This is a genomic window from Paenibacillus senegalensis JC66 (assembly GCF_000285515.1).
Classification (GTDB): domain Bacteria; phylum Bacillota; class Bacilli; order Paenibacillales; family NBRC-103111; genus Paenibacillus_L; species Paenibacillus_L senegalensis.
Genome location: NZ_HE610957.1, coordinates 656,421 through 679,370 on the forward strand (window position 1 = coordinate 656,421; position 22,950 = coordinate 679,370).

Genomic DNA, 22,950 nt, shown 5'->3' on the forward strand with positions numbered 1-22,950 from the left:
TCAGAAAGACTTTATAATCATATCGCTTGCTTGTCTGATTTCTTTATTAATTCGCCTTTGACCAGCCAGGTTTGAACTTCGTTAACTAGAACCTGGACACGCTTGCCTACCAGCTCGAGCCCGCCCTTAAAATGAACCAGCTTATTCGTACGCGTACGAGCCGACAGCATATCCGGGTTATTCTTGCTCTGACCTTCTACAAGCACTTCCACAATTTGATTTTGCAGCTTCTGGTTGCTTTGAAGACTGAGCTCTGTCAACAGCTCATTTAACCGCTGCAGCCGCTCTTTTTTCACCGTTTCAGGAACGTTATCTTCCATCGCAGCAGCCGGTGTACCGTCCCTTGGAGAGTAAATAAAGGTGAAGGCGGAGTCGAACTGGACCTCTCTCACCAGAGACATCGTTTCCTCAAACTGTTCATCCGTTTCTCCCGGGAATCCGACGATAATATCTGTTGTCAACACGACATCCGGAATCGCTTTTTTGATTTTGGCAACCAGTTCCAAGAAGCCCTCCCGGGTATATTTGCGGCTCATTTTCTTCAAAATAGCGCTGCTCCCGGATTGGACGGGCAGATGGATATGTTCCATCAGATTGCCTTTGCGGCTGAGCACTTCAATCAGATGGTCGTCAAAATCACGCGGGTGCGAGGTTGTAAAGCGAACCCTGGGAATGTCTATTTTACTAATGTCATTCATCAGATCGCCAAAGCGATAATCAATATCATCAAAATCCTTGCCATATGCGTTTACGTTTTGTCCCAGCAGCATTATTTCTTGAAACCCCTGCCGGGCCAGGTCTCTCACTTCCGCCAACACATCTTGGGGACGCCGGCTTCTTTCCTTACCGCGGGTATATGGGACAATACAATAAGTACAGAACTTATCGCAGCCATACATAATGTTAACCCATGCTTTAACCCCTTCCCTCTTTTTGGGCAGGTTTTCAATAATGTCCCCCTCTTTGGACCATACTTCAACGACCATCTCTTTGCTGAAGTAAGCTTCCTTCAACAGCTGAGGCAGACGGTGGATGTTATGGGTACCAAAAATCATGTCCACAAAAGGATGCTTTTGCGTAATCCGGTTAACGACAGCCTCCTCTTGGGACATACAGCCGCAAACCCCGAGAAGCAGTGACGGTCTTTCGGTTTTTAGCGTTTTCAAGTGGCCCAGCTCACCGAACACTTTATCTTCCGCATTCTCGCGGATGGCACAAGTATTCAGTAAAATCAAATCAGCCTGCTGCTTGTCATCCGTTGATTGAAAACCCATCGCTTCAAGCATGCCCTTCATCGTTTCCGTGTCATGCTCGTTCATCTGGCAGCCATAAGTTCGGATCATGTAATATTTATCTTTACCAAATCCTTGAAGCTCTTCAGGGATCGAGAAATCATAATGAACCTGAATGTCCTCTTTCCCCCGTTTTTTAGCATCCTTCAAGGAAGGTGGCTGAAAATATATAGAATAGTCCTTATCGGTTTTGGTCGATTGGGTCATTCCGCTCTTCCTCTCTTAAAAATCTCATACTTGTCATTATACCATTGAAGCCAGGAGGATTACAAAGGTCTAAGTCGTGAACTTAGCCCCTGGAATTTTCAGATGCCAATGCTAACCGGCTGCCCCCAACACCAACAGCAAAAAGAGCGACACCGCTAACTTGTGTGTCGCTCTTTATGATCTATTTGCGAAGCTCATGTTCCATGATTACTTGAACTCAGCAAGCAGCTTTTGAAAATCTTCTTCGGTGATCTTCAAGTCCTGATGTGCTAGCGGCTCCTCTTTGAAACCTGTAACGAGCTGCTCGTAGCTTTTCTTTTGAGTGTCTTGGTAAATCAGACCAGTCAGCAGACCGTTCGTTTCCATAAGCTTGGACATAGCCAGCATACGGTTCGACGGATCATAACCTTCTATGTCGTCAATATCTACAATGTTTTCCTTGAACCAATCGTACGTATTGATTTTGTTGAAAGTTACGCAAGGGCTGAACACATTAACGATCGAGAACCCTTTATGCTGAATCGCCTGCTCAATAAGCGAGGTCAACTGCTTCAAATTACTGGAGAAGGATTGAGCTACAAATGTGGCTCCGGAAGCAAGTGCCAGCTCCAGCGGTGCAAGAGCAGTCTCGATCGCTCCATGAGGCGCGTTTTTCGTTTTAAATCCTTCCGCACTGCGGGGAGAAGGCTGTCCTTTGGTCAATCCGTAAATCTGGTTATCCATGACGATATAAGTCATATCAATGTTTCTGCGGATAGCATGAACCGTGTGACCCATACCGATCGCAAAACCGTCGCCATCACCACCGGAAGCAATAACAGTCAGATCGCGGTTGGCCATTTTCAATCCTTGGGCAAGCGGGAGTGATCTGCCGTGCGTCCCGTGGAAGCCGTAAGCATTGATATAGCCGGATATTCTTCCGGAGCAGCCGATACCGGAAACAACAGCCAGTTGCTCAGGCTCCAGCCCTACATTGGCAGCCGCTCTTTGAATCGAAGCCTGGACGGAGAAATCTCCGCATCCCGGACACCAGTTAGGCTTAATATTGTTGCGAAAATCTTTTAGTGTTGCCATGCGATCAGCCCCTTGCATTCTTTATGAATTTCCGAAGGTAGGAACGGATTACCATTATATTTCAGCAGGCTGTGAATTTTCTCACTGTAGCCTACGTTCAGTTTGATCAGAGATGCCAATTGACCTGTGGCGTTATTCTCTACGACAACGATTTTCTTAGCTTTTTCCAGGTGTGGCTTGAGCTCATCTACTGGGAAAGGATGCAGCAGACGAACGGTAATGTGATTGGACTTGATTCCTTCTTCAGCCAATCTGGATCTGGCTTCATCAATCGTACCGCCAGTCGATCCCATACCGATAATTAACAAATCTGCTTGATCATCTGCATGGTGCACATGAATAGGATTTTCAAACTTGATGTGCTTCAGTTTTTCCATCCGTTTGTCCATCATTTTTTGACGGTTCACCGGGCTTTCGGATGGGCGTCCTTCCTCATCATGTTCTACGCCGGTTACATGGTGAATGCCATTCTTCACTCCAGGCAGAACGCGTGGGGAGACTCCGTTCTCCGTAAACTCGTAGCGCTTGAACAACGTTTTGTCCTCGCGCTCAGGCACACTGTTTACGAGAGCACCACGGTCGATAACAATTTTATTGTAATCCAGTATTTCGGCTGACTGTTTCCCTAAGCTGAGCTGTAGATCAGTCAATACAATAACCGGACATTGATACTGTTCAGAAATGTTGAAGGCTTGAATCATATCATAGAAGCACTCTTCAACTGTACTTGGAGCAAAGACAACCTTAGGAATTTCACCGTGAGTACCGTAAATCATAGCCAATACGTCACTTTGCTCCTGCTTGGTCGGCAGCCCGGTAGAAGGTCCGCCGCGCTGTGTATCAACGATAACGACAGGAGTTTCCGTCATTCCGGCCAGGCCGATAGCCTCCATCATCAGCGACAATCCAGGTCCCGCCGAAGCGGTCAGGGAACGCACTCCCCCGTAATTAGCGCCAATCGCCATAGTTACAGCAGCTATTTCATCCTCCGTCTGGATAACCGTTCCTCCAAACTTCGGCAGGGCCTTGATCAAATATTCCATAATCTCAGAAGCGGGTGTGATCGGATAAGCGGGCATGAAGCGGCAGCCAGCTGCAAGTGCGCCAAGAGCAATAGCGTCATTACCAATCATGAACAGCTTTTGCTTCCCGTCAGCCGGTGCTAATTCGAATTCGCTTAGTGGTCCTCCTGCTTGCTCCAGAACAAAGTCAGCGCCGCGTTTAACGGCTTCCACGTTCTTTTCCACGACAGCAGCGCCCTTACGGCCAAACTCTTCTTCTACAGCTTTATTGAACACGTCCAGCGGCAGTCCGAGAAGCGCCCAAGATGCACCGGATGCTACCATGTTCTTCATCAAGGAAGTTCCCAGCTCTTCCGCAATCGCCGTAATTGGCACGGCAAACAGGCGGGCGCTGACTCCCTCCGGCACAGTAGGCTTGAATTTAGCGTCCGCTACGATAACTCCGTTAGCTTTCAGCTCAGCGGCATTCAGGTCAATACTTTCCTGGTCAAATGCCACCAATATATCCAGATCATCCGAAATTGCGCGAATCGGCTTCGTACTGATACGAATTTTGTTGTTTGTATGTCCACCTTTAATACGCGACGAAAAATGGCGATAACCATACAAATAATACCCAAGACGGTTCAATGCCGTGGAAAAAATGCGGTCCGTACTTTCGACACCTTCCCCTTGTTGGCCCCCGATCTTCCAAGACAGTTGTTCGATCACAATGCCCACTCCTTTTAAACTATACGCTTCACTAGTAAAAATGATTAACTTTAAGTTAACCAGTTTAAGTATAACATTAAAGTTTTGTTAAAGTTTCTGCTTCAACCAAATTTTATGACTTTAATAGGGAAAAAGCAAGCTTTAGCGCACAAATGAATAGATAGTATTTTTAGATCAAATAGATATCAATTTGCGATCGATCGCTTTTTTATGCATATCGCTTTTCGATCTTATTCTTCCGGAAGCTGTTCCAGAAGAAAAGTATGCCAATTTCCGAACAAAAACTGCTGAACCTGCTGGTTTGTATAGCGCTTTTCCAGCTCCTCCACCAGATTCTGATACTGCCCGGGATGCTCCAAATGGGGCAATTTATTGTCAATTCCGTCAAAATCGGAGCCAAAACATAAAATATGTTCTCCGCCAAGAGAGCAAACGTGATCAATATGATGCAGCAAACGGGTAAGATCGGGTGAGCGCTCACTGACAAAATGAGGCACGAACGTAATTCCCATCCTCCCCTGGCTTCGGACGAGATACATTATCTGCTCATTCGTTAAATTCCTTGGATGCGGGCAAAGCGAATAGCAGTTGGAATGGGTTGCGGCAAACGGACGATTTGATAACTCAGCAAGCTCCCAAAAGGCCGTTTCGCACAGATGAGAGACGTCCAGCATTAGCTTTAAGCGGTTACATTCTCTAATTAGATTTTTCCCTTGTACAGTAAATCCACCTTTACGCGGTTCCCCGACACCATCTGCCGCCCAATTCGCCGGGTTCCACGTAATCCCGATGCTGCGCACGCCCAGATAGGCAGCAATCCTTAGCCACTCCAGCCGTCCGCCCAATCCCTCCACTCCCTCTAGACTGAGCATGGCGCCGATCTTGTTTTCAGCCAGCGCCTTTATCCAATCGTTTCGGCTTTCAATCATGGCCATTTGAGGATGATTGACGATTCTCGAACGATACAGATCGATATACGTTAGCACATTATCAAAATGGTGATAGCTAGGGTCTGAGGGCAAAAAGATGGCAAACCACTGCAGTGCGATATTTCCGTCAATTAATCGAGAAAACGTAACATCTACCCCGTCTTTATTATCAGTAAATGAGATGCTTCGATCCAAATACATTTTGTAGAGCAGGTCGCAATGCGCATCAATTATTTTCATTTTAAACCCCTCCTAAAATATCCGCCTTCCTTTTCAATAGGCTTTTTCGCGGCAAAAGAACAAAGACCCGTTTACATAAGTAAACAGGCCTGAAATATATGCAGAACGCTCAAGCGCTTTACTTCTATACTTCAGCTTTATCTCGGCTCTACAATCAGCTTGATGGCTGTGCGATCCTCGCCATCAATAACAATATCGGTAAACGCCGGAATGCAGATCAAATCCACTCCGCTAGGAGCTACAAATCCCCGCGCTATAGCTACCGCTTTGATAGCTTGATTTAACGCCCCGGCTCCAATCGCTTGCAGTTCAGCCGCCCCGCGCTCACGAAGAACTCCGGCTAATGCACCGGCTACGGAATTTGGATTGGATTTTGCTGAAACTTTTAATACTTCCATGACAAGTACCTCCTCAGGAATGATGGATTGGTTCCAGTATCCATCTTATTCGTGAATCTTCACGATAATTCCTGCTTTTTCGAGGTGAGAAATTCCGAATTTTCGGAATTCATGATCTATTCCATCCAATAATCCTCTTCCTGAATCCGTATCTTTTCCAGCTTCACGGCCCGGCCGTTTGAATCATTGAATTCCATATAGACAGCATGGAAGTGCCATTTACCGCCATCAGCCTCGAAACGGGCCGGCAGCTGGGTAGTGAACTTGTGCAGCACAGCTGTTTTTTCCATACCTAATATACCGTCTCTCGGTCCGACCATCCCGACATCGGTTAAATAAGCGGTCCCTTCGGGAAGAATCCGGTCATCATTCGTTTGCACATGAGTATGAGTGCCCAGAACGGCAGATACTTTGCCATCCAAATGCCAACCCATGGCTATTTTTTCCGAAGTGGCTTCCGCATGAAAGTCAACAAGGATGAACCGGTGTTCGGATGCATACTGTTCTACTAACTCATCCGCTTTCCGAAAAGGGCAGTCGCCCGGCGGCAAAAATGTTCTGCCTTGCAAATTGATGACAACCAGCTCTTTCCTGTTTTCTTTCAGCACCATCGCTCCTTTGCCAGGCGTGCCTGGCGAGAAGTTCGCCGGACGAATAAGTCTTGGTTCCTCATCGATAAACTGAAAAATATCCTTATTGTCCCAAGTATGGTTTCCCATCGTAATGCCGTGCACTCCCCACTCGAACAATTGGTTTGCAATGGCCTTTGTAATTCCGCGGCCTCCAGCAGAGTTTTCGCCGTTGGCAATAATAAAATCGGGGCGGTATTTGTTTCTGAGCTTGGGGATCATCTCTTTTGCAGCCTGCCTGCCGACCGAACCAAAAATATCACCTATAAAAATAACTTTAATGGGAATTTCCTCCTCCAGCGTGTGCCTCTCTCTTTAGCAGCTTTCGGATACAGCACACATTCATCCTATTCATAAGGAAAAAGTGGCTTCTTGCAGCCACTTTTTTCCTGAAATTACTTATTTAGCGTATTCTACGGCTCTAGTTTCTCGAATAACCGTAACTTTAATGTGACCTGGATAATCCAGTTCGTTTTCAATTTTTTTCGTAATATCACGGGCCAATCGGAAAGATTCTGTGTCATCAACCTTATCCGGTTGTACCATAACCCGAATTTCACGCCCTGCCTGAATGGCGTAGGATTTCTCCACACCGTCAAACGATTCCGAAATTTCTTCAAGCTTCTCCAGCCGCTTAATATACGTTTCAAGTGTTTCTCTACGTGCGCCCGGACGTGCAGCAGACAAAGCGTCCGCAGCCGCTACCAGCATAGCAATTACGGAGGTTGCTTCAACATCGCCATGGTGAGAAGCAATGCTGTTAATGACTACAGGGTGTTCCTTATATTTCTTACCTATTTCCACGCCAATTTCTACGTGGGAACCTTCGACCTCATGATCCAGAGCTTTTCCTATATCATGAAGCAGTCCGGCTCTCTTCGCCAATGTTACATCTTCTCCCAATTCTCCTGCCATTAGTCCTGTTAGATAGGCTACTTCCATAGAATGCTTCAGTACATTCTGTCCGTAACTTGTTCTGAATTTGAGACGTCCCAATATTTTGATCAGATCCGGATGCAAGCCATGCACTCCTGTTTCGAAAGTGGCTTGTTCCCCGTATTCACGAATTCGTTCATCGACTTCCTTCCGGGATTTTTCCACCATTTCTTCAATACGTGCAGGATGAATACGTCCGTCTGCCACAAGCTTTTCCAATGCATTGCGGGCAATTTCCCGGCGTATAGGATCAAATCCGGACAGGATAACAGCTTCCGGGGTGTCGTCAATAATGAGATCTATTCCCGTCAACGTTTCCAGAGCACGGATATTTCTGCCTTCACGTCCGATAATTCTGCCCTTCATTTCTTCATTAGGCAGTGTCACAACGGAAACGGTCGTTTCCGCTACATGATCAGCCGCGCAGCGTTGGATAGCCAATGTGATGATCTCTCTGGCTTTCTTGTCGCCTTCTTCCTTGGCCTGCTGCTCTATCTCCTTAATCAACTGAGCAGTTTCATGCCGAACCTCTTGTTCTACACTAGTTAGAATAACCGTTCGCGCTTCTTCCATCGTCAGATTGGAAATCCTCTCGAGTTCACTAACCTGCTCTTTATACAATTGATCGATCTGAACCTGGGTCTCCTCAATTCGCTTTTCTTTATTGGCAACTTGCTCTTCTTTGCGCTCCAGGGATTCCAGCTTCTTGTCCAGCGATTCTTCTTTTTGCATCAAACGCCTTTCCTGGCGTGCTGATTCGCTTCGACGGTCACGTATTTCTTTCTCGGCCTCAGCTCTCAGCTTATGAATTTCATCCTTCGCTTCAAGAATAGATTCCTTTTTCTGTGCTTCCGCTTCTTTCTTGGCATTTTCTACGATCTGCTCTGCCGCGTGTTCAGCACTCGATATTTTGGCCTCAGCGAGAGATTTGCGGATAAAATAGCCAATCCCAGCGCCCAGAAGAAGTCCACCAACGAGTGAGATCACGACCCAGATGATCCAAGAATCCTCCATCTTGTTCACCTCCCCGTTGTTTCCTCCAAGGGATTAGCTTGGGGTAGATTCGGTTTTTAACCCAAATGGTTTGTTCAGTAGTACAAGCCCAAACGCTTCGTTTAAAAGATAAGGCGTATAAGCGGTTTGGACTTTATTGCGGAAGATTCCTCTGTTAGAAAGTCCTCTTCCTAAACACATTTCCTTGGCAGTTTCAAAAGTAAAATTGGCGATTTTACTTCCAAATATCTTATATCCACAATCTCTCGGACAAAGATAAGAAGAAAATTATACATGTTCATTTTATCTTTTGCACAAGAAGCTTGTCAAGCAAGCTGTTAAGGCGATGCAAAAGGCCTGGAGCCACGCCGCTTCTTGGCACACTTTAATTAGTTTCATTAATATTTAATGTCATTAATCCTCTGTCGCTTCCGTGCGATAAGAACTGCTGGACCTTCAATTTCTTTTACACTTTGGAATGCGCTATCGGAAAATTACAGCCCGCTGGTACTGTGCAGCGATAGCTTGAATTCGTCTAGTAGTCAGTCCTCGGATCGTTCAGCTTCCATCAATTCCCGGACAACCTTTTGCACGATTGCAGGGCTGTATCCCCTTCTCCAAAGATAGGCGGAGGTTTTTCTCTTTTTCTCCAGGTGATCTCCTTTTACCTGACGCCATTTCTTCACCCCCAATTGCATGGCGCCATCGAATTCATCCTCTTCAGCAAATTGGCCCATTGCTTCTTCAATATGCTTGGAAGAAACCCCTTTTTGCATTAATTCCTGTTTTACCCATTGCTTGCCTTTATGCTGGCGGATTAAACGATGCTCCGTCCACAGCTTCGCAAACACAAGATCATCCAAATACCCCAGCTCCTTTAACCGAATGACCGCTGCATCCACCGTATGTTTTCCATATCCTCTGTCGACCAGCTTGGTCACCAGCTCTTGCACCGCATGCGGTCGACGGCCAATTAGCTGAAGGCCATGCAGATAAGCCCGATGAGCCTCATCTTCATAGACGATCGATTTCATTTCTGCCTCGTCAAGCTGCTTGCCTTTGAATAAGTGATGTTTAATCAATAAGTCCTCATGAATGGAAAATGAGTATTCTTCATTCAAATAAATGTGATAACGGGAGGAATTTTTTTTTGCTCGTTCCACGCGGGTAATGGTTTTAATCAATGTAATCATGCTCCTCCCTTCTTTTAGTTTCCAGGTCTCACTGTTTCCGAGTTAATCCTGCGCGTATCAGTAAATCCAAACCCATGATAACACATAAGGCAAATTCCGGGTTAGCTATAAATATAAAACTCCGCACCTGGTGAGGTGCGGAGTACTATGCGTCAGAATCGGTTTATCCGTTTTCGTGAGTTAACAGGAACTCCTCTTCGTCGTCGTCATCTTCCTGTTCTACCATAACCGGCTGATTCAAGTTGCTGGCTTCACGGATTTTCTTCTCAATGGCCTCGGCAATTTTGCTATTTTCCCGTAAGTATTGCTTCGCATTTTCACGGCCTTGCCCTAAGCGTTCATTTTCAAATGAATACCAGGCCCCGCTTTTGTCAACAATGTCCATTTCGGTTCCGATATCAATAATACTGCCTTCTCTGGAAATTCCTTCTCCATACATGATGTCAATATCGGCCTGTTTAAATGGAGGAGCTACTTTATTCTTAACGACCTTGATCCGAGTCCGGTTACCGATCATATCGTTACCCTGCTTTAATGTCTCGACACGGCGTACATCCAGGCGAATCGTTGAATAGAACTTAAGCGCCCGTCCACCGGGCGTTACTTCAGGGTTACCGAACATTACACCTACTTTTTCACGGAGCTGATTAATGAAGATCGCAATAACTTTGGATTTGTTAATTGCCCCGGAAAGCTTGCGCAGCGCCTGGGACATCAGTCTGGCTTGAAGTCCAACGTGGGAATCCCCCATCTCTCCTTCGATCTCGGCCTTAGGAACAAGAGCCGCTACGGAGTCAATCACGATAATATCCACCGCTCCGCTGCGCACAAGCGCCTCCGCTATTTCCAAAGCTTGCTCTCCCGTATCCGGCTGGGACAACAGCAATTCATCTATATCAATTCCAAGCTTCTTCGCGTATTGAGGATCCAGCGCATGCTCCGCATCAATAAAAGCGGCTTGTCCGCCAATCTTCTGGACTTCGGCAATGGCATGCAGAGCTACTGTGGTTTTACCTGATGATTCGGGGCCGTAAACTTCGATAATCCGCCCTCGCGGAAAGCCGCCGATTCCGAGTGCAATATCCAATGCCAGGGACCCGCTGGAGACGGTTTCCACCTGCATATGTGTAGATTCTCCGAGCTTCATGACAGAGCCTTTACCAAACATCTTCTCTATATTCCTTAATGCCATGTCCAACGCTGCACGCCGATCTGACAATCCAATCACTTCCTTCTGTTATTATAATACTATGATACCTTTTTTTCATGCCGCTGCCAAGCATTTTTCGAACATACATTCGTTTTTTTGAGAGTATTTTGTATAATTCGAATCCGTCCACAGGCGCTAGCAAGATATAGGGAAGCAAAAACTATATGCTTCTATAGCTTGGCTGGATAAGAAGCAGCACCGGGATTCATGTGAAATGCTGATAGCGGAAACAAAAAAACCGCAGCAAATGATCTTCTCTGCGGTTCTTCCACTAAATGAAGTATACTTCCTTTTTCGGGTTTGCGTCTATAAGAATTATATCCTATAAGGTGCTTCCATGACCTTTTCCAAATGCCGGCCGATTAACCGTTCAGCCGCTTCCATAAATGATAGAATGCGGTTTTCGCCACTTTCAGCTTAACCTGATCGCGATTGCCCGAGTAACGGCCTTCAATTACTTCTACCGGCTTTCCTCTTTCGCCGATCCCAATGTACACGAGCCCTACCGGCTTGCCTTCCATCGTTCCGGGGCCGGCCACTCCGGTTACCGCCAGAGAATAATCGCAATCGAAAATTTCCAGCGTATTAGCCGCTAAACTTTCTGCCGTTTGTATGCTGACGGCACCTGGCGCCCCGTCTCCTTCCAATTGTTCCATGGGGATAGCGAGCAGCTTATGCTTCACATAGTTTGTATAGCAGACCACACCGCCCTTAAACATCTTTGATCCCTCAGGCGCACAGGTCAGCATTTCACTGATCAGGCCGCCAGTACAGCTCTCTGCTACTGCTAGCGTTTTTCCATGCTCAATCAACTGTTGACTGATAATTTCCTCAATCGGCTTATCCTCATCGGCATATAAATAAGCAGACAATCGGGACCGGATTTCCTCCTCGACCGGAGACAGGCGTTGTATTGCTTCATCCGGAGATTTCGCCCTTGTAGTCAGACGGATAGTCACCTCGCCTTCCTTGGCATAAGGGGCTATCGTTGGATCACTCTGCACTTCAATCAAATCCAAGAGCTCCTTCTCCACCGCGGATTCGCCAATTCCGGCAAATTTAAGCATCTTAGAGTACAGTGGATCACTGTCCCTGCTAATCCCCGCAATCCAATCTTTACCATAGTGCTCAAACATCGTTTTCATTTCCCTGGGAGGTCCGGGCAGCAGCATAAAAAACGTTCCGTCATGCTCCAGCGCAACCCCTACCGCCAGTCCTGCATCGTTAGCTAGCGGATCGCTCCCTTCCAGCATAAGCGCTTGTCTGGCGCTGCTTTCAGCAATCGGCATATTTCTGTTAGAAAAAAGCTCTTTGATTTTATCCAAGGAAGGCTCATGCATAATCAGCTTGCGGCCGGTGAAGGCGGCGAGCACATCCTTGGTCAGATCATCCTGAGTCGGTCCTAGCCCGCCTGTGCAAATAATGAGATCCGCCCGCTCTTTTGCATGAGCAAAAGCTTGCTGCAGCCGTTCCTCGTTATCACCGACCACGGTTTGAAAGTAAACATTAACCCCCAAGGCAGCACATTGCTGAGATATGAATTGGGCGTTCGTATTAACAATTTGACCTAAGAGCAGTTCTGTGCCCACAGCAATAATTTCAGCTTTCATCTTTCCATCTCCCTCTTTCGGATTTCCGTCTGCAGCCCAAAAAACAATAGGTTGCCCTATTGTTTTTTGATCATTCAATCGATATTTAAAACATGCTTATTTTTCACAAAATAATTAAACCCGGAGTACATCGTAATGATCGCAGCAAGCCAGCTGGCTACCACGTCAAAGGGAAACCCGACAAACGCGAATGGAAAGTTGTTGATGAGCAGCGCTATAATCGCAGTTATTTGCACGCCCGTCTTCCATTTGCCCCATTTGTCCGCGGCCATTACCGAGCCTTGCAGAGCGGCAATTTGTCTAAGGCCCGTTACCGCAAATTCTCTGCTGATTATAATGATAACAATCCAGGCGTCCACCTTGCCCATTTCCACCAATGAAACGAGAACCGCTGATACAAGCAGCTTATCCGCCAGCGGATCGAGAAGCTTGCCCAGATTCGATACCATTTTCCGGCTGCGGGCAATATAACCGTCCAAGCTGTCCGTACTCGCCGCAATGATAAATATAAGGACAGCTATTATCTGATTATATGTGATGCTGAATTGCTCAACTTGAATTTCCGGGAAAGGAATGTTGACCAATAAAAAGAAGACGATGATGGGAACCAGAAAAATCCTCGCCAGTGTTATTTTGTTGGCCAGGTTCATGCTATAGCCTCCCCGGATAAATCATATTCAAATGTATGAGAAATTTTCACCTTGACCAATTCCCCAATATTGCCGCTGCAGTTGGAAACAAACACCTCTCCATCAATCTCGGGTGCGTCATATTGTGAACGGCCAATATAGACATCATTGCGGCCATCATATCTTTCGATCAGTACGTCTATTTCTTTGCCTATGCGGCTGCCGTTTTTCTTTGCGGAAATTTCTCTTTGCAGCTCCATTAATGTATTGGCGCGGTATTCCTTAACTTCCTCCGGTACTTGATTTGGCAGACGGGAAGCAGGTGTATCCTCCTCCATAGAGTAGGTGAAAACTCCCAGACGATCAAACTCGATCTCCCGCACAAACTCCATCAGATTGGCAAAATCTTCATCCGTTTCGCCTGGAAAACCGACAATAATAGAGGTTCTCAAAGCTACATCAGGGATTCTTGAACGAATCTTGCGGATCAATTCACGCGCATCCTTTTGTCTTCCCGGCCGGCGCATTCTTTTGAGAATAGAATCCTCGCTATGCTGTAGAGGAAGGTCGACGTATTTACACACTTTAGGATTGTTGGCAATTACATCAATCAACTCATCGGTAAAGAAGCCCGGATAGGCATAATGCAGCCGCACCCATTCGATGCCTGGAACTTCACTTACTTTGTTCAACAGCTCGGGCAGCATGAACTTCTCGTATAGATCAGTGCCATAATTAGTTGAATCCTGAGCGATCAGACTGATTTCCTTTACACCCTGTTCAGCTAGCTGGCCGACCTCCGTGAGGATTGACTCAATGGAACGACTGCGGAACTTTCCGCGCATAATGGGGATGCTGCAGAATGTACAAGCATTGTCACATCCCTCAGCGATCTTTACATATGCGGTGTAGCGGGGGGTACCCATCCGTCTAGGCAAAACCTGCTCGTAATTGAAGATCGGATTGCCGACCATGATTGGCTTCTTCCCGGCCAGAGCCTCGTCAACGATTTCATTAATCCGCACGAAATCGCCTGTACCGACAATGCCATCGATCTCCGGCATCTCCTTCATCAGCTCTTCTTTATAGCGTTGGGTAAGACAACCGGATACAATCAATGCCTTCAAATTGGCCGTCTGCTTCAATTCCGCCATGTCCAAAATCGTATTGACGGATTCTTCTTTAGCGGCATCAATAAACCCGCAAGTATTGACTATAATAACGGTGGCCTCTTCCTTCTCTTCGACTAATGAGTAGCCTCTTTCATGAATTAGTCCGGACATGATTTCCGAATCTACTCTATTCTTCTCACACCCAAGTGTGACCACCATAATTTTTTCAGACATGCCTGTAATCCCCCAGTGACTAACAAATTAATAAACTTCAAAGCAAAATTCTACACTAAGATGCTAACGAATTTAAACGTTCAGAAGCAAGGTGTTCTGACTGGCCTGCAGTCTTAATTCCGCAACCTTCCCTAAACCTGCTTAGAACCCACCCTGCAAGTTTTGTTTTCGCGGGAACACCGTGCATTCGGTTTTATCTAGGCTTGAGCCGGGCACTTCCTGACATGAAAAACTCCGTCCAAGCTCCCGACTTCTGTTTCCAAGTATAACTAATGCATTATGCTGTGTCAAAAAAGCAAGATAACCCCAATAAGCGGGGCCTTAAGCTTCAATGTCTGATCAAGTACTTTTCCAGGACCATAAAACATATAAAAAAAATCCTTGTCCAAAGGCTCATTATGAGCCTCTGGTATTCAAGGGCAATTCCAGCGGGCTGCGGGCTAGCGATATTTAGTAAATTGCAGCGCTAACGGAAATTCGTAAATTGCAGCGCTAACGGTTCGTAAATTGGGCTCTAGCGGAAATTCGTAAATTGCAGCTCTAGCGGCAAATCGGCCTGCTTGATCAGCTGAATAGCTTTTTGCAGGTCATCTTTGTTTTTACCAGATACTCTAATCTGATCTCCTTGAATTTGGCTGCTTACCTTGATTTTGGCTTCCTTAATCAGGAGATTGATTTTCTTGGCATTGGGCTGATCGATCCCCTGCTTTAACGTTACCGTTTGCTTGACCGTACTTTGAGCTGCGGGTTCTACTTTTCCGTACTCCAGATTCTTCAAAGAGATTCCTCGTTTGGCCATTTTGGAATGTAAAATATCAATAACATTCTTAAGCTTTAACTCATCATCTGAAACGATGACCAGCTCGTCTTTTTGCAGCTCGATTCGGCTTTTGCTGCCTTTAAAGTCAAAACGGTTTGCAATCTCCTTTTCCGCCTGGTTGATGGCATTGTTTAATTCTTGCATATCCAGTTTGGAAGTAATGTCAAAAGAATATTCTGAAGCCATGATGACATCATCCTTTCATTCTATTTGTTACGGCTAAGCCCGCCTGCAGCAGCTGCAGGTACTGCCAGGCAGCCAATTTATGTAAATGACTATTGTCGATATACGCTGCTCTGCAAGCTAGCGCTGCGAGATCATGCGAGCTAGCGCTACGGAGCTTCTCAAGCGAGCTAGCGCTGCGAAGCTTCTCATACGAGCATCCCTGCAAACGCTAGAAGCCGAACCGAGCGATAACTAGCCGCAATCAGCGGAAAAACTGACCGCAAACCGTGCTGCAAGCAAGGCCACTCAAGCACGCAAACTGACTGTAAACAGGGCGCATTTCGCGCGCCAACCTGGTCACTTATGCGTTATTTCGCACCGCACTCAGCTCCCAGCGCGCGGTTTTTCGCTGCAGCACTGTACCTACCTGGCTTCAAGCAGCGGCGGCCTACCTGCGATCCCAACCGCCTTTCTCCATCATCGACAGCTTCCCTATTCGACAGTTTCATAATCGGTAAGCTTCGCTTTAGCTTCCCTATTCAGCAAGCTCCGCTATTCGGCGGCTTCGCACTATTCGGCAGTATTGCTGCGGCTGTTATCGGGTCCCTCGCCATTAGATTGCTCTTCGCCTTCGCCCTCCAGGCTGTCCTCTTCGGCAGGTTGCTCTGCGAAGTCAAACTGGATTCGTTTGGGATTGTAAGTATCCCCGACATTAATTTCTGTACCGTTTACGATCAATTGGGCTTCAGGCGGAGCTCCAATCACGATATACGCAGATTCATTAAGCTCCCATTCTCTTTCTTCGCCGGCGGCCAGATTAAACTGAGTCAGCGTATGGCCAACTGGTGATTCCAAGCCGATCCAGCATTCCCGGTTACCGATTCCTTTAACCTCGATTTTTATCGTATCGCTTCCGTTAACGACATAGTAATCCCTTCCGCCTTCACTTCTCACAAATTCAACCTTTGGCTGAGGCGTAGGAGTTGGAGTAGGCTCAGGCGTCACATTCGGCGTCGGTGTAGACGGTGACGGAGAATAAGTAGAATCCGGATTGTTAATATCGGACGTATGCTGATCAGTAATCCTGGAATCCTCACCGCTTCCGGAATTGTCAACGTTATACTTACTTACGAAGAACCAGATCAGCGCAATAATCAGAATTAAAAAAGCCCATAACATAATGCCCGAAGCCACTCTTCCCCAGCGCTCCGATGCCTTTGTACTGACACGACTCCGGGTTATAGGCTCCGCGGCCAGCTCCGGCTCCGTTGACGGCAGCACATTATGATACAGCTTTAGCAGTTCGTTAGGGTCCAGGCCAACCGCTTCCGCATAATTTTTCACAAAGGCCCGCACATAAAAATTTCCCGGGAGCACCTTGAAGTTGCCTTCCTCAATCGCTTCCAAATACCGTTTTCTTATTTTTGTGGATTCTTGCAAATCTTCTAGCGACAATCCTCTTTTCAATCGTTCTTCCTTGAGGAGTTGACCCAACTCGTGCACAAATTCACCTCCCGAAAATAGTACAAATCAACCAGCTGATGTTCCGCCGGTTGTCCGATTATCCTTATCTTTGTTCTTAGCCTTGCTCTTATCTTTATTCTTAGCCTTGTTCTTATCTTTGTTCTTAGCCTTGTTCTTAGCCTTATCCCTGTTCTGGTCTCTTCATGCTTGCACACTTGACAATACGAAGCAAGGTTATGAAGACTTAAAAATCGACATAGCCCGAAGTAATGGCCTCATAGGAAATCTCCTCCTCGGGGGTCGTGCGCAGCTCGATTATGACATTGAAATCGTTATAATCATACTGGGATTCCCGAATAAAAATATCCGGGTGCTCGATAACTTTAGTTGAAGGCATCGCCATAATTTCTTGAAGAAGCATATAATGCTTTTCATTGGAACGCAAAGTGGAGACAATGCCATCAATAATAAAGACGTTGTTAGGGCTCATCTCATCCTCGGACAATTGACTTCTTACGGTCTGCCTAAGCAATGTAGATGACACGAATGTCCATCTCTTGTTAGAGCATACACTTCCTGCAATAATCGATTCGGTCTTGCCTACCCGCGGCATTCCGCGAAGGCCAATAACCTGATTGCCCTCCCGTTTGAATATTTCCCCGAGGAAATCAACCAGCAGGCCTAATTCATCCCGAGTAAAACGAAACGTTTTCCGGTCATCTGAATCCCTTTCAATATAGCGTCCATGCCGTACAGCAAGAATATCCACCAGCTTTGGCGGTCTTAGCGCATTTATCGTGATGTTATCAACTTTGCTTAGCATTTTTCCCATGACTTCTATTTTTTCTTCATCATTAGTCTGTAAAAGCAATCCTCTGGTGCGGTCCTCCACACCGTTTATCGTAATAATATTTATTTCCAGCATCCCCATAAGCGAGGCAATATCCCCTAGCAATCCGGGACGGTTTTTATGTATTTTGTATTCCATGTACCACTGCTTCATTTCCAAGTCCCATCACCTCACCCATCCTGACCGCACTTCCTTATTGTGACAGATTACGACACCGTTCGTGCGGTATTACTTATTCATTGTACAAAAAGCAGTTGTAACGTTCAACATGCAAATCGTGCTTTTGACCTAAGTTTAGTATACCATGGTTGCAAAAGAAAAACCTCCCATACAGGAGGCCCGTTATAAGTTAGAAACTTATGATTGTTTAACCCATTTCATCATCAGTTTGGCAATAACATGGCGTTCACTGTCATCGGCCACATCCCATAATTCTTTAAGAACACGTTCCTCTTTGTTTTCCGGATCAATTTTATCTGCAAGGAAATTTCCGATAGCATAAGCCAGGTTAGCAATCGTCTCCTCGCTCATCCCTTTGTTTTCCGCTTCTTGGACACGATCCGAAAGGAATTCTTTCCACTTCTCAAATGATTTAAGTACAGCTGTCTCCATTGTATTTCCTCCTAAGAAGTTTATCTAGACATTCCGTAATATCTGCAATAAACCGGGGAAATATACGCATAGCTGAAAAACTTCATAAGGAAAAGACTTGAAGCCCGGAGAACAGCTGTGACAAGCTTCCGTCAAGTCAGCCAGGCCCCATTGGGACTAATGATTTGACCGTTGATGTAACCCGATTCGGGCAAGGAAAGAAAATATACTAAAGAAGCGATCTCTTCAGGAAGAGCTAGCCTGCCTGCGGGAATGTCGTCCCTGATCCCTGCAAGCTCACTTTCGTCGAACCGGGACAGCATTGCGGTCTGCACAGCGCCTGGAGCGATGGCATTGACGGTCACCTCAGATGGGGCAAGCTCCTTAGCCAAAGCCTTGGTAAAAGCATTGATTCCTCCTTTGGTGGTCGAGTACAGCACTTCACAGGAAGCTCCGGTAATTCCCCAGACGGAGGAAACATTAATAATACGGCCATATCTCTGGCTAACCATGTGAGGCATGAATGCTTGAGTACATAAAAAAGTACCTTTCAAGTTTACACTCATAACCTCATCCCATTCTTCCTCCGACACATCGGCCAAAAGTCCGTAGTGGGAAACCCCCGCATTATTGACAAGGATGTCCGGCAGCAGCTGGTGATTTTCCAGCTTTTCCTTCATTCTCTCCACTTGGCTCTTGTCCCGCAAGTCGGCGGAAACAGTCAGCACACGGGCTCCATGGGCCATGCATGCACGAGCGACCTCATTAACCTGTTCATGCGACTGGCGATAGTGGAGAATGATGTTCAAGCCGGATTTGGCAAAGCGTTCAGCGATCGCCGCGCCAATTCCTCCGCTTGCCCCTGTAATCAGTATGGCTTGGGAAGGAAACGGCTTTCCGTTCATTCTTCATCTTTCCTGACTATCGATACGGCCATCTGCTCCCAGCGGAAGTGCTCCCGCATTCTGTCGTTAATTTGCTCCAGCGTCAGGCTCTCATACACTGGCAATATCCCGAAGAAGTCGCTGCCCTTAAATAAATAATTCGTAAACTCGTTGGCCATCGCCTCTGGTGAATTAAGCATACGCAAATAATTGCCGATCTTTTTCTTCCGGCTGCGTTCAAAGTCAGACTTCTCTAATCCGGCTGCCAGTACAGGTTCGAGCAGCTCCTTGAAGCGAGCAATTAGCTTTTCCGGGTTAGGTGTATCGCCGCCGATCATGGAGAAGCAATACTCGGAGCTGATATTGTAATTAAACCCGAAGCTGTCCGAAATCAAATCCTCATCATATAACGTTTGATATATCGTGGAGCTTTGACTAAGCAGCACATCGAGCATAACTTTAGTTGCAAGTTCTTTCTGCAGCAATTCCTTGCCTGATAACGGAGTAACCGGTTCTTTAAAGCCAAACATACATTTAGGCTCCGATATCGGCAGATGGGTTTGCTTTATCTGCTCCTTAACTTCGCTTGGCTCCACCGGGAAGTAACGGTGAATAGCACCTTGAGAAGCTATTGATTTGGCTTGCTGATTGCTCCGTACCTGCTCGATGATGGCCTCAGGATCGACACCGCCAACAACAAATAAGCTCATATTCGCCGGGTGATAGAACGTATGGTAGCATTCGTATAAGGTTTCTTTAGTTATTTGGGCAATTGATTCCACGGTCCCGGCAATATCAATATGCACGGGGTGCTCATGATACATCGCTTCAATCAGTCCGAAATACACCCGCCAATCGGGATGATCCTGATACATTTTAATCTCCTGGCCGATAATCCCCTTTTCCTTTTCTACATTTTCATCTGTAAAATATGGATTTTGCACGAAATTAATTAGCGTCTCCAGATTTTCACTGATTTGACCCGTAGCCGAAAACAAATATACGGTCCGATCAAAGCTTGTAAACGCGTTGGCTGAAGCTCCCTGGGAGGCAAACTGCGAAAAAATATCCCCTTCCGGCTCCTCAAACATTTTATGCTCTAAAAAATGGGCGATGCCGTCGGGAACCTTCACTTTGTCCTGGCCCTCAACCTGAAAATGATTGTCAATAGAGCCGTATTTAGTAGAGAAGGTGGCGTATGTTTTCTGGAATCCCGGTTTCGGGAGGATATATACCTTAAGGCCATTATCAAGCTGTTCTGTGTAGAGGGTTTCGTTCAATCTCTCGTAATTGATCTTCTGCATCGGTTATTTCCCCTCCTTATCCCGCAAAAAATATATCGTATCCAGCTGCATGCGGCTCGCTGCCTCGCGGACCGATTCCAGTGTGCTGCCGTTGATATCGGTAATCAGCTCATTTACTGTGCGTTCGCGGCCGGATAAAATATTATTGAAATCAAAGGCGATAATTTCGAATGCTGCATCCTTGATTTCCTTTAATTGATTAACGATCATCGCTTTCGTCTGCGACATCTCCAGTTCACTGATTTCACCCTGGCTCATTGCATTCAATTGCTTGCGGATAATATCCACTGCTTTTTCAAAATTTTCGATCTCAATCCCTGATTGAATGGTCAGAATGCCTTTATGGCCGTCCAGCCTCGAGGAAGCGTAATAAGCCAGACTCGCCTTCTCCCTTACGTTAATGAATAGCTTGGAGTGAGGATAGGCGCCCAATATTCCATTATACATTAAAGCATCGGCATATCCGTCCTCTGCATAGGTGACGCTTCCTTTCAAGCCCATATTGAGCTTACCCTGGCTTACCTCGAGCCTTTCCACCACTTCATTTATTTCGCGCTGTTCTCTTGGTTCTGCCGGAGCAATGTCGTATGCCGGATTTTGGGCGCGCCGAATTTGGAAGCTCTTGGAGACCATTGCCTCCACCTCTTCAAGAGTCGTATTGCCTATGACATAAAGATCAATAGGCGATTCAGCGAGCCACTGCTGATACGCTTGATACAGCTGATCGGGTTCCAGCTCCGGAAGATCCTCCAGCCGGCCCAGCGGATGCAGCCGGTAAGGGTCTCCTTTAAACATTTCTTCCAGACAACGTTCTGCGGCATAGCGGATTTTATCATTAATAATCGATTTTATTCTTTTTTCCAGCGTTTGTTTCTCCGAGTCCACATACTTGGATAGAAATTTTCCGTTCTCTTCGGCAGGCAGCGTAATGACTTCACCAAGGAAATCAAGACCCTGTTTCAGCAGTGAATCCGATCCGGAAATGTAACGCTCTTCAATGATGTCCAGACGAAACTGGATCATCTGATAATTTCCACGCTTATAAATGTCAAAGCCAAACCCGGCTCCATATAATTCATCCAATCTTTGTCTGAACTGCCTTGTTTCCGGATAAGACTGTGTTCCTCTTCTCAGCACAAAAGGAATTAATGCCGTCGAGGTAACTTGTTCTTCTCTTAACGGAGCACCTATGAATGCGCTGATCGCATAGGTCTTAAAGCGGTCAGTAGGCAGGACATGCAGTCGGATTTGCTGAATCTCACTGCGTTGAAAGGTAGAATGATTCAATTTTATACTTGCTCCCTTCTGCTCTGGGGCGTAAATAATTGCGTACTATCAACAATTTTATTCCTTATCGCCCTTGCTAATACCCATTATATTCCTTCGTAATGAGAAGAAGCAACCGGACCCGGCTGCTTCCATCCTTTGATTATTCTATATACAGAAAATGTGCTTTCCGATTTTCTTAACCTGTTGCCGCGTCCAAATCCAGGCTGAAGTAGCGGTATCGGGATTAAAATAATATTCACAGCCATTGGATGGATCCCAGCCGTTTAGAGCATCCATCACGGCCTTCCTCGCTGTTTCGTTAGGAGTAAGCCAAATTTGTCCATCTGCTACAGCAGTAAAGGCTCCCGGCTGGAAAATGACTCCTGAAATCGTATTGGGAAAATCTGCTGATTTCAACCGGTTCAGGATGACAGCAGCAACGGCTACCTGACCTACATAAGGCTCTCCACGAGCTTCTCCATAGACAGCATTAGCCATAATCTGAATATCGTTTTCTGTTACATTTGCACGAGGAGAAGTCGTTAGATTGGCATTATCTCCTGCAGCTTCACCACCGCCGGCAGTGCCTCCCCCGCCTCCGGGTGCGGAAGGGCTCCAATTTTTTGTAGCGCGGGACAGCATATCTTTCGTTTTCGCTCCTACAACTCCGTCCACTGTCAAGCCAAACTCACCTTGAAACCACTTGACAGCCTTTAACGTCCGATAACCGAAATCGCCATCGATATTGTAATTATAGAATCCAAGAAATTTTAACCTGCCCTGCAGCTCGTAAACATCATCGCCTTTATTCCCATATTTAATTACATTTTGACTGAAAACCTCGGTCGTGGCTTCAGGCTTAAGTTCCATGGTACAAAAAAAGGCCACTAGGAGCAAACAAGTAATAAATATTAGCCGTTTATTCATTTCTGCCCAACCTTTCTGTTTTGTGTAAGTGCTGTAAGTTGAGTTTATTATTTGAAACGCAAGTCGCTTCTATACGTCTGCCCAAGTTAAATGCATGAAGAATACAGCAGCTGCTTTTATAACTCTTACAAGATGGTATTTGGCTGCTATTTGCACCTGCAGATTGTATCTGGCTGCTATTTGCTCCTATAGATAGTATCCGGCGCTAGTCGCACTTTTGGCCGAAAATAAGGTTTTTGTACATGGCAAAAGCTTAG

The 22,950-nt window shown here is 46.2% G+C and carries 20 protein-coding genes; all 20 read right to left on the reverse strand.

Annotated elements, in window-relative coordinates; genetic code table 11:
- Window positions 1–17: 17 nt before the first annotated feature.
- The 20 genes from miaB to sleB all read right to left on the reverse strand — a co-directional run bounded on the left by miaB (window position 18) and on the right by sleB (window position 22,693).
- Window positions 18–1,499: a tRNA (N6-isopentenyl adenosine(37)-C2)-methylthiotransferase MiaB gene (gene miaB, locus PSHG_RS03175; protein WP_010269304.1), complete on the reverse strand. Its 1,482-nt coding sequence runs from the start codon at window positions 1,497–1,499 to the stop codon at window positions 18–20.
- A 207-nt stretch (window positions 1,500–1,706) separates the two neighbouring features.
- Entirely contained in the window at window positions 1,707–2,573 is an 867-nt protein-coding gene (locus PSHG_RS03180; RefSeq protein ID WP_010269307.1) for a 2-oxoacid:ferredoxin oxidoreductase subunit beta, read from the reverse strand.
- Entirely contained in the window at window positions 2,561–4,306 is a 1,746-nt protein-coding gene (locus PSHG_RS03185) for a 2-oxoacid:acceptor oxidoreductase subunit alpha (protein WP_010269310.1), read from the reverse strand. Before PSHG_RS03185 ends, PSHG_RS03180 begins: the two co-directional genes overlap by 13 nt.
- A 230-nt stretch (window positions 4,307–4,536) precedes the next feature.
- Window positions 4,537–5,475 (reverse strand): dipeptidase, encoded by a 939-nt coding sequence (locus tag PSHG_RS03190; RefSeq protein WP_010269313.1) that lies wholly within the window; start codon window positions 5,473–5,475, stop codon window positions 4,537–4,539.
- A gap of 137 nt (window positions 5,476–5,612) precedes the next feature.
- Window positions 5,613–5,873 (reverse strand): stage V sporulation protein S, encoded by a 261-nt coding sequence (locus tag PSHG_RS03195; RefSeq protein ID WP_006286829.1) that lies wholly within the window; start codon window positions 5,871–5,873, stop codon window positions 5,613–5,615.
- A gap of 116 nt (window positions 5,874–5,989) precedes the next feature.
- On the reverse strand, window positions 5,990–6,784 hold the full coding sequence (locus tag PSHG_RS03205) for a TIGR00282 family metallophosphoesterase (protein ID WP_026021167.1): 795 nt from the start codon (window positions 6,782–6,784) through the stop codon (window positions 5,990–5,992).
- 117 nt (window positions 6,785–6,901) lie between these two features.
- Complete coding sequence (rny, locus tag PSHG_RS03210) at window positions 6,902–8,452, reverse strand: ribonuclease Y (RefSeq protein ID WP_010269369.1); 1,551 nt, start codon at window positions 8,450–8,452, stop codon at window positions 6,902–6,904.
- A 521-nt stretch (window positions 8,453–8,973) separates the two neighbouring features.
- Complete coding sequence (locus PSHG_RS03215) at window positions 8,974–9,624, reverse strand: regulatory protein RecX (RefSeq protein WP_010269370.1); 651 nt, start codon at window positions 9,622–9,624, stop codon at window positions 8,974–8,976.
- 163 nt (window positions 9,625–9,787) lie between these two features.
- Window positions 9,788–10,843 carry a recombinase RecA gene (recA, locus tag PSHG_RS03220; RefSeq protein ID WP_026021168.1) on the reverse strand — a complete coding sequence of 352 codons (1,056 nt, stop codon included), beginning with the start codon at window positions 10,841–10,843 and terminating at the stop codon, window positions 9,788–9,790.
- Between the two features lie 353 nt (window positions 10,844–11,196).
- Window positions 11,197–12,444: a competence/damage-inducible protein A gene (locus PSHG_RS03225; protein WP_010269376.1), complete on the reverse strand. Its 1,248-nt coding sequence runs from the start codon at window positions 12,442–12,444 to the stop codon at window positions 11,197–11,199.
- Between the two features lie 74 nt (window positions 12,445–12,518).
- Window positions 12,519–13,094 carry a CDP-diacylglycerol--glycerol-3-phosphate 3-phosphatidyltransferase gene (pgsA, locus tag PSHG_RS03230; protein ID WP_010269378.1) on the reverse strand — a complete coding sequence of 192 codons (576 nt, stop codon included), beginning with the start codon at window positions 13,092–13,094 and terminating at the stop codon, window positions 12,519–12,521.
- Window positions 13,091–14,419: a 30S ribosomal protein S12 methylthiotransferase RimO gene (gene rimO, locus PSHG_RS03235; protein ID WP_010269380.1), complete on the reverse strand. Its 1,329-nt coding sequence runs from the start codon at window positions 14,417–14,419 to the stop codon at window positions 13,091–13,093. The genes pgsA and rimO overlap by 4 nt, the downstream gene beginning before the upstream one ends.
- Before the next feature lie 514 nt (window positions 14,420–14,933).
- A complete protein-coding gene (locus PSHG_RS03240) occupies window positions 14,934–15,425 on the reverse strand; it encodes a YajQ family cyclic di-GMP-binding protein (RefSeq protein WP_010269383.1) in 492 nt (163 codons plus the stop codon).
- A gap of 549 nt (window positions 15,426–15,974) precedes the next feature.
- Window positions 15,975–16,907, reverse strand: coding sequence for a helix-turn-helix domain-containing protein (locus PSHG_RS26495; protein WP_010269384.1), 933 nt, complete (start codon window positions 16,905–16,907; stop codon window positions 15,975–15,977).
- Window positions 16,908–17,112: 205 nt separating this feature from the next.
- On the reverse strand, window positions 17,113–17,877 hold the full coding sequence (locus PSHG_RS03250; RefSeq protein ID WP_026021169.1) for a DUF3388 domain-containing protein: 765 nt from the start codon (window positions 17,875–17,877) through the stop codon (window positions 17,113–17,115).
- 198 nt (window positions 17,878–18,075) lie between these two features.
- Window positions 18,076–18,330: a DUF3243 domain-containing protein gene (locus tag PSHG_RS03255; RefSeq protein ID WP_010269390.1), complete on the reverse strand. Its 255-nt coding sequence runs from the start codon at window positions 18,328–18,330 to the stop codon at window positions 18,076–18,078.
- 131 nt (window positions 18,331–18,461) lie between these two features.
- Complete coding sequence (gene ymfI / locus PSHG_RS03260) at window positions 18,462–19,214, reverse strand: elongation factor P 5-aminopentanone reductase (protein ID WP_010269397.1); 753 nt, start codon at window positions 19,212–19,214, stop codon at window positions 18,462–18,464.
- On the reverse strand, window positions 19,211–20,497 hold the full coding sequence (gene yfmH / locus PSHG_RS03265) for an EF-P 5-aminopentanol modification-associated protein YfmH (protein ID WP_010269399.1): 1,287 nt from the start codon (window positions 20,495–20,497) through the stop codon (window positions 19,211–19,213). Before yfmH ends, ymfI begins: the two co-directional genes overlap by 4 nt.
- A 3-nt stretch (window positions 20,498–20,500) precedes the next feature.
- A complete protein-coding gene (gene yfmF, locus PSHG_RS03270; protein WP_010269402.1) occupies window positions 20,501–21,784 on the reverse strand; it encodes an EF-P 5-aminopentanol modification-associated protein YfmF in 1,284 nt (427 codons plus the stop codon).
- A gap of 147 nt (window positions 21,785–21,931) precedes the next feature.
- Window positions 21,932–22,693, reverse strand: a complete 762-nt coding sequence (gene sleB, locus PSHG_RS03275) for a spore cortex-lytic enzyme (protein WP_026021170.1) — start codon at window positions 22,691–22,693, stop codon at window positions 21,932–21,934.
- Between the last annotated feature and the right edge of the window lie 257 nt (window positions 22,694–22,950).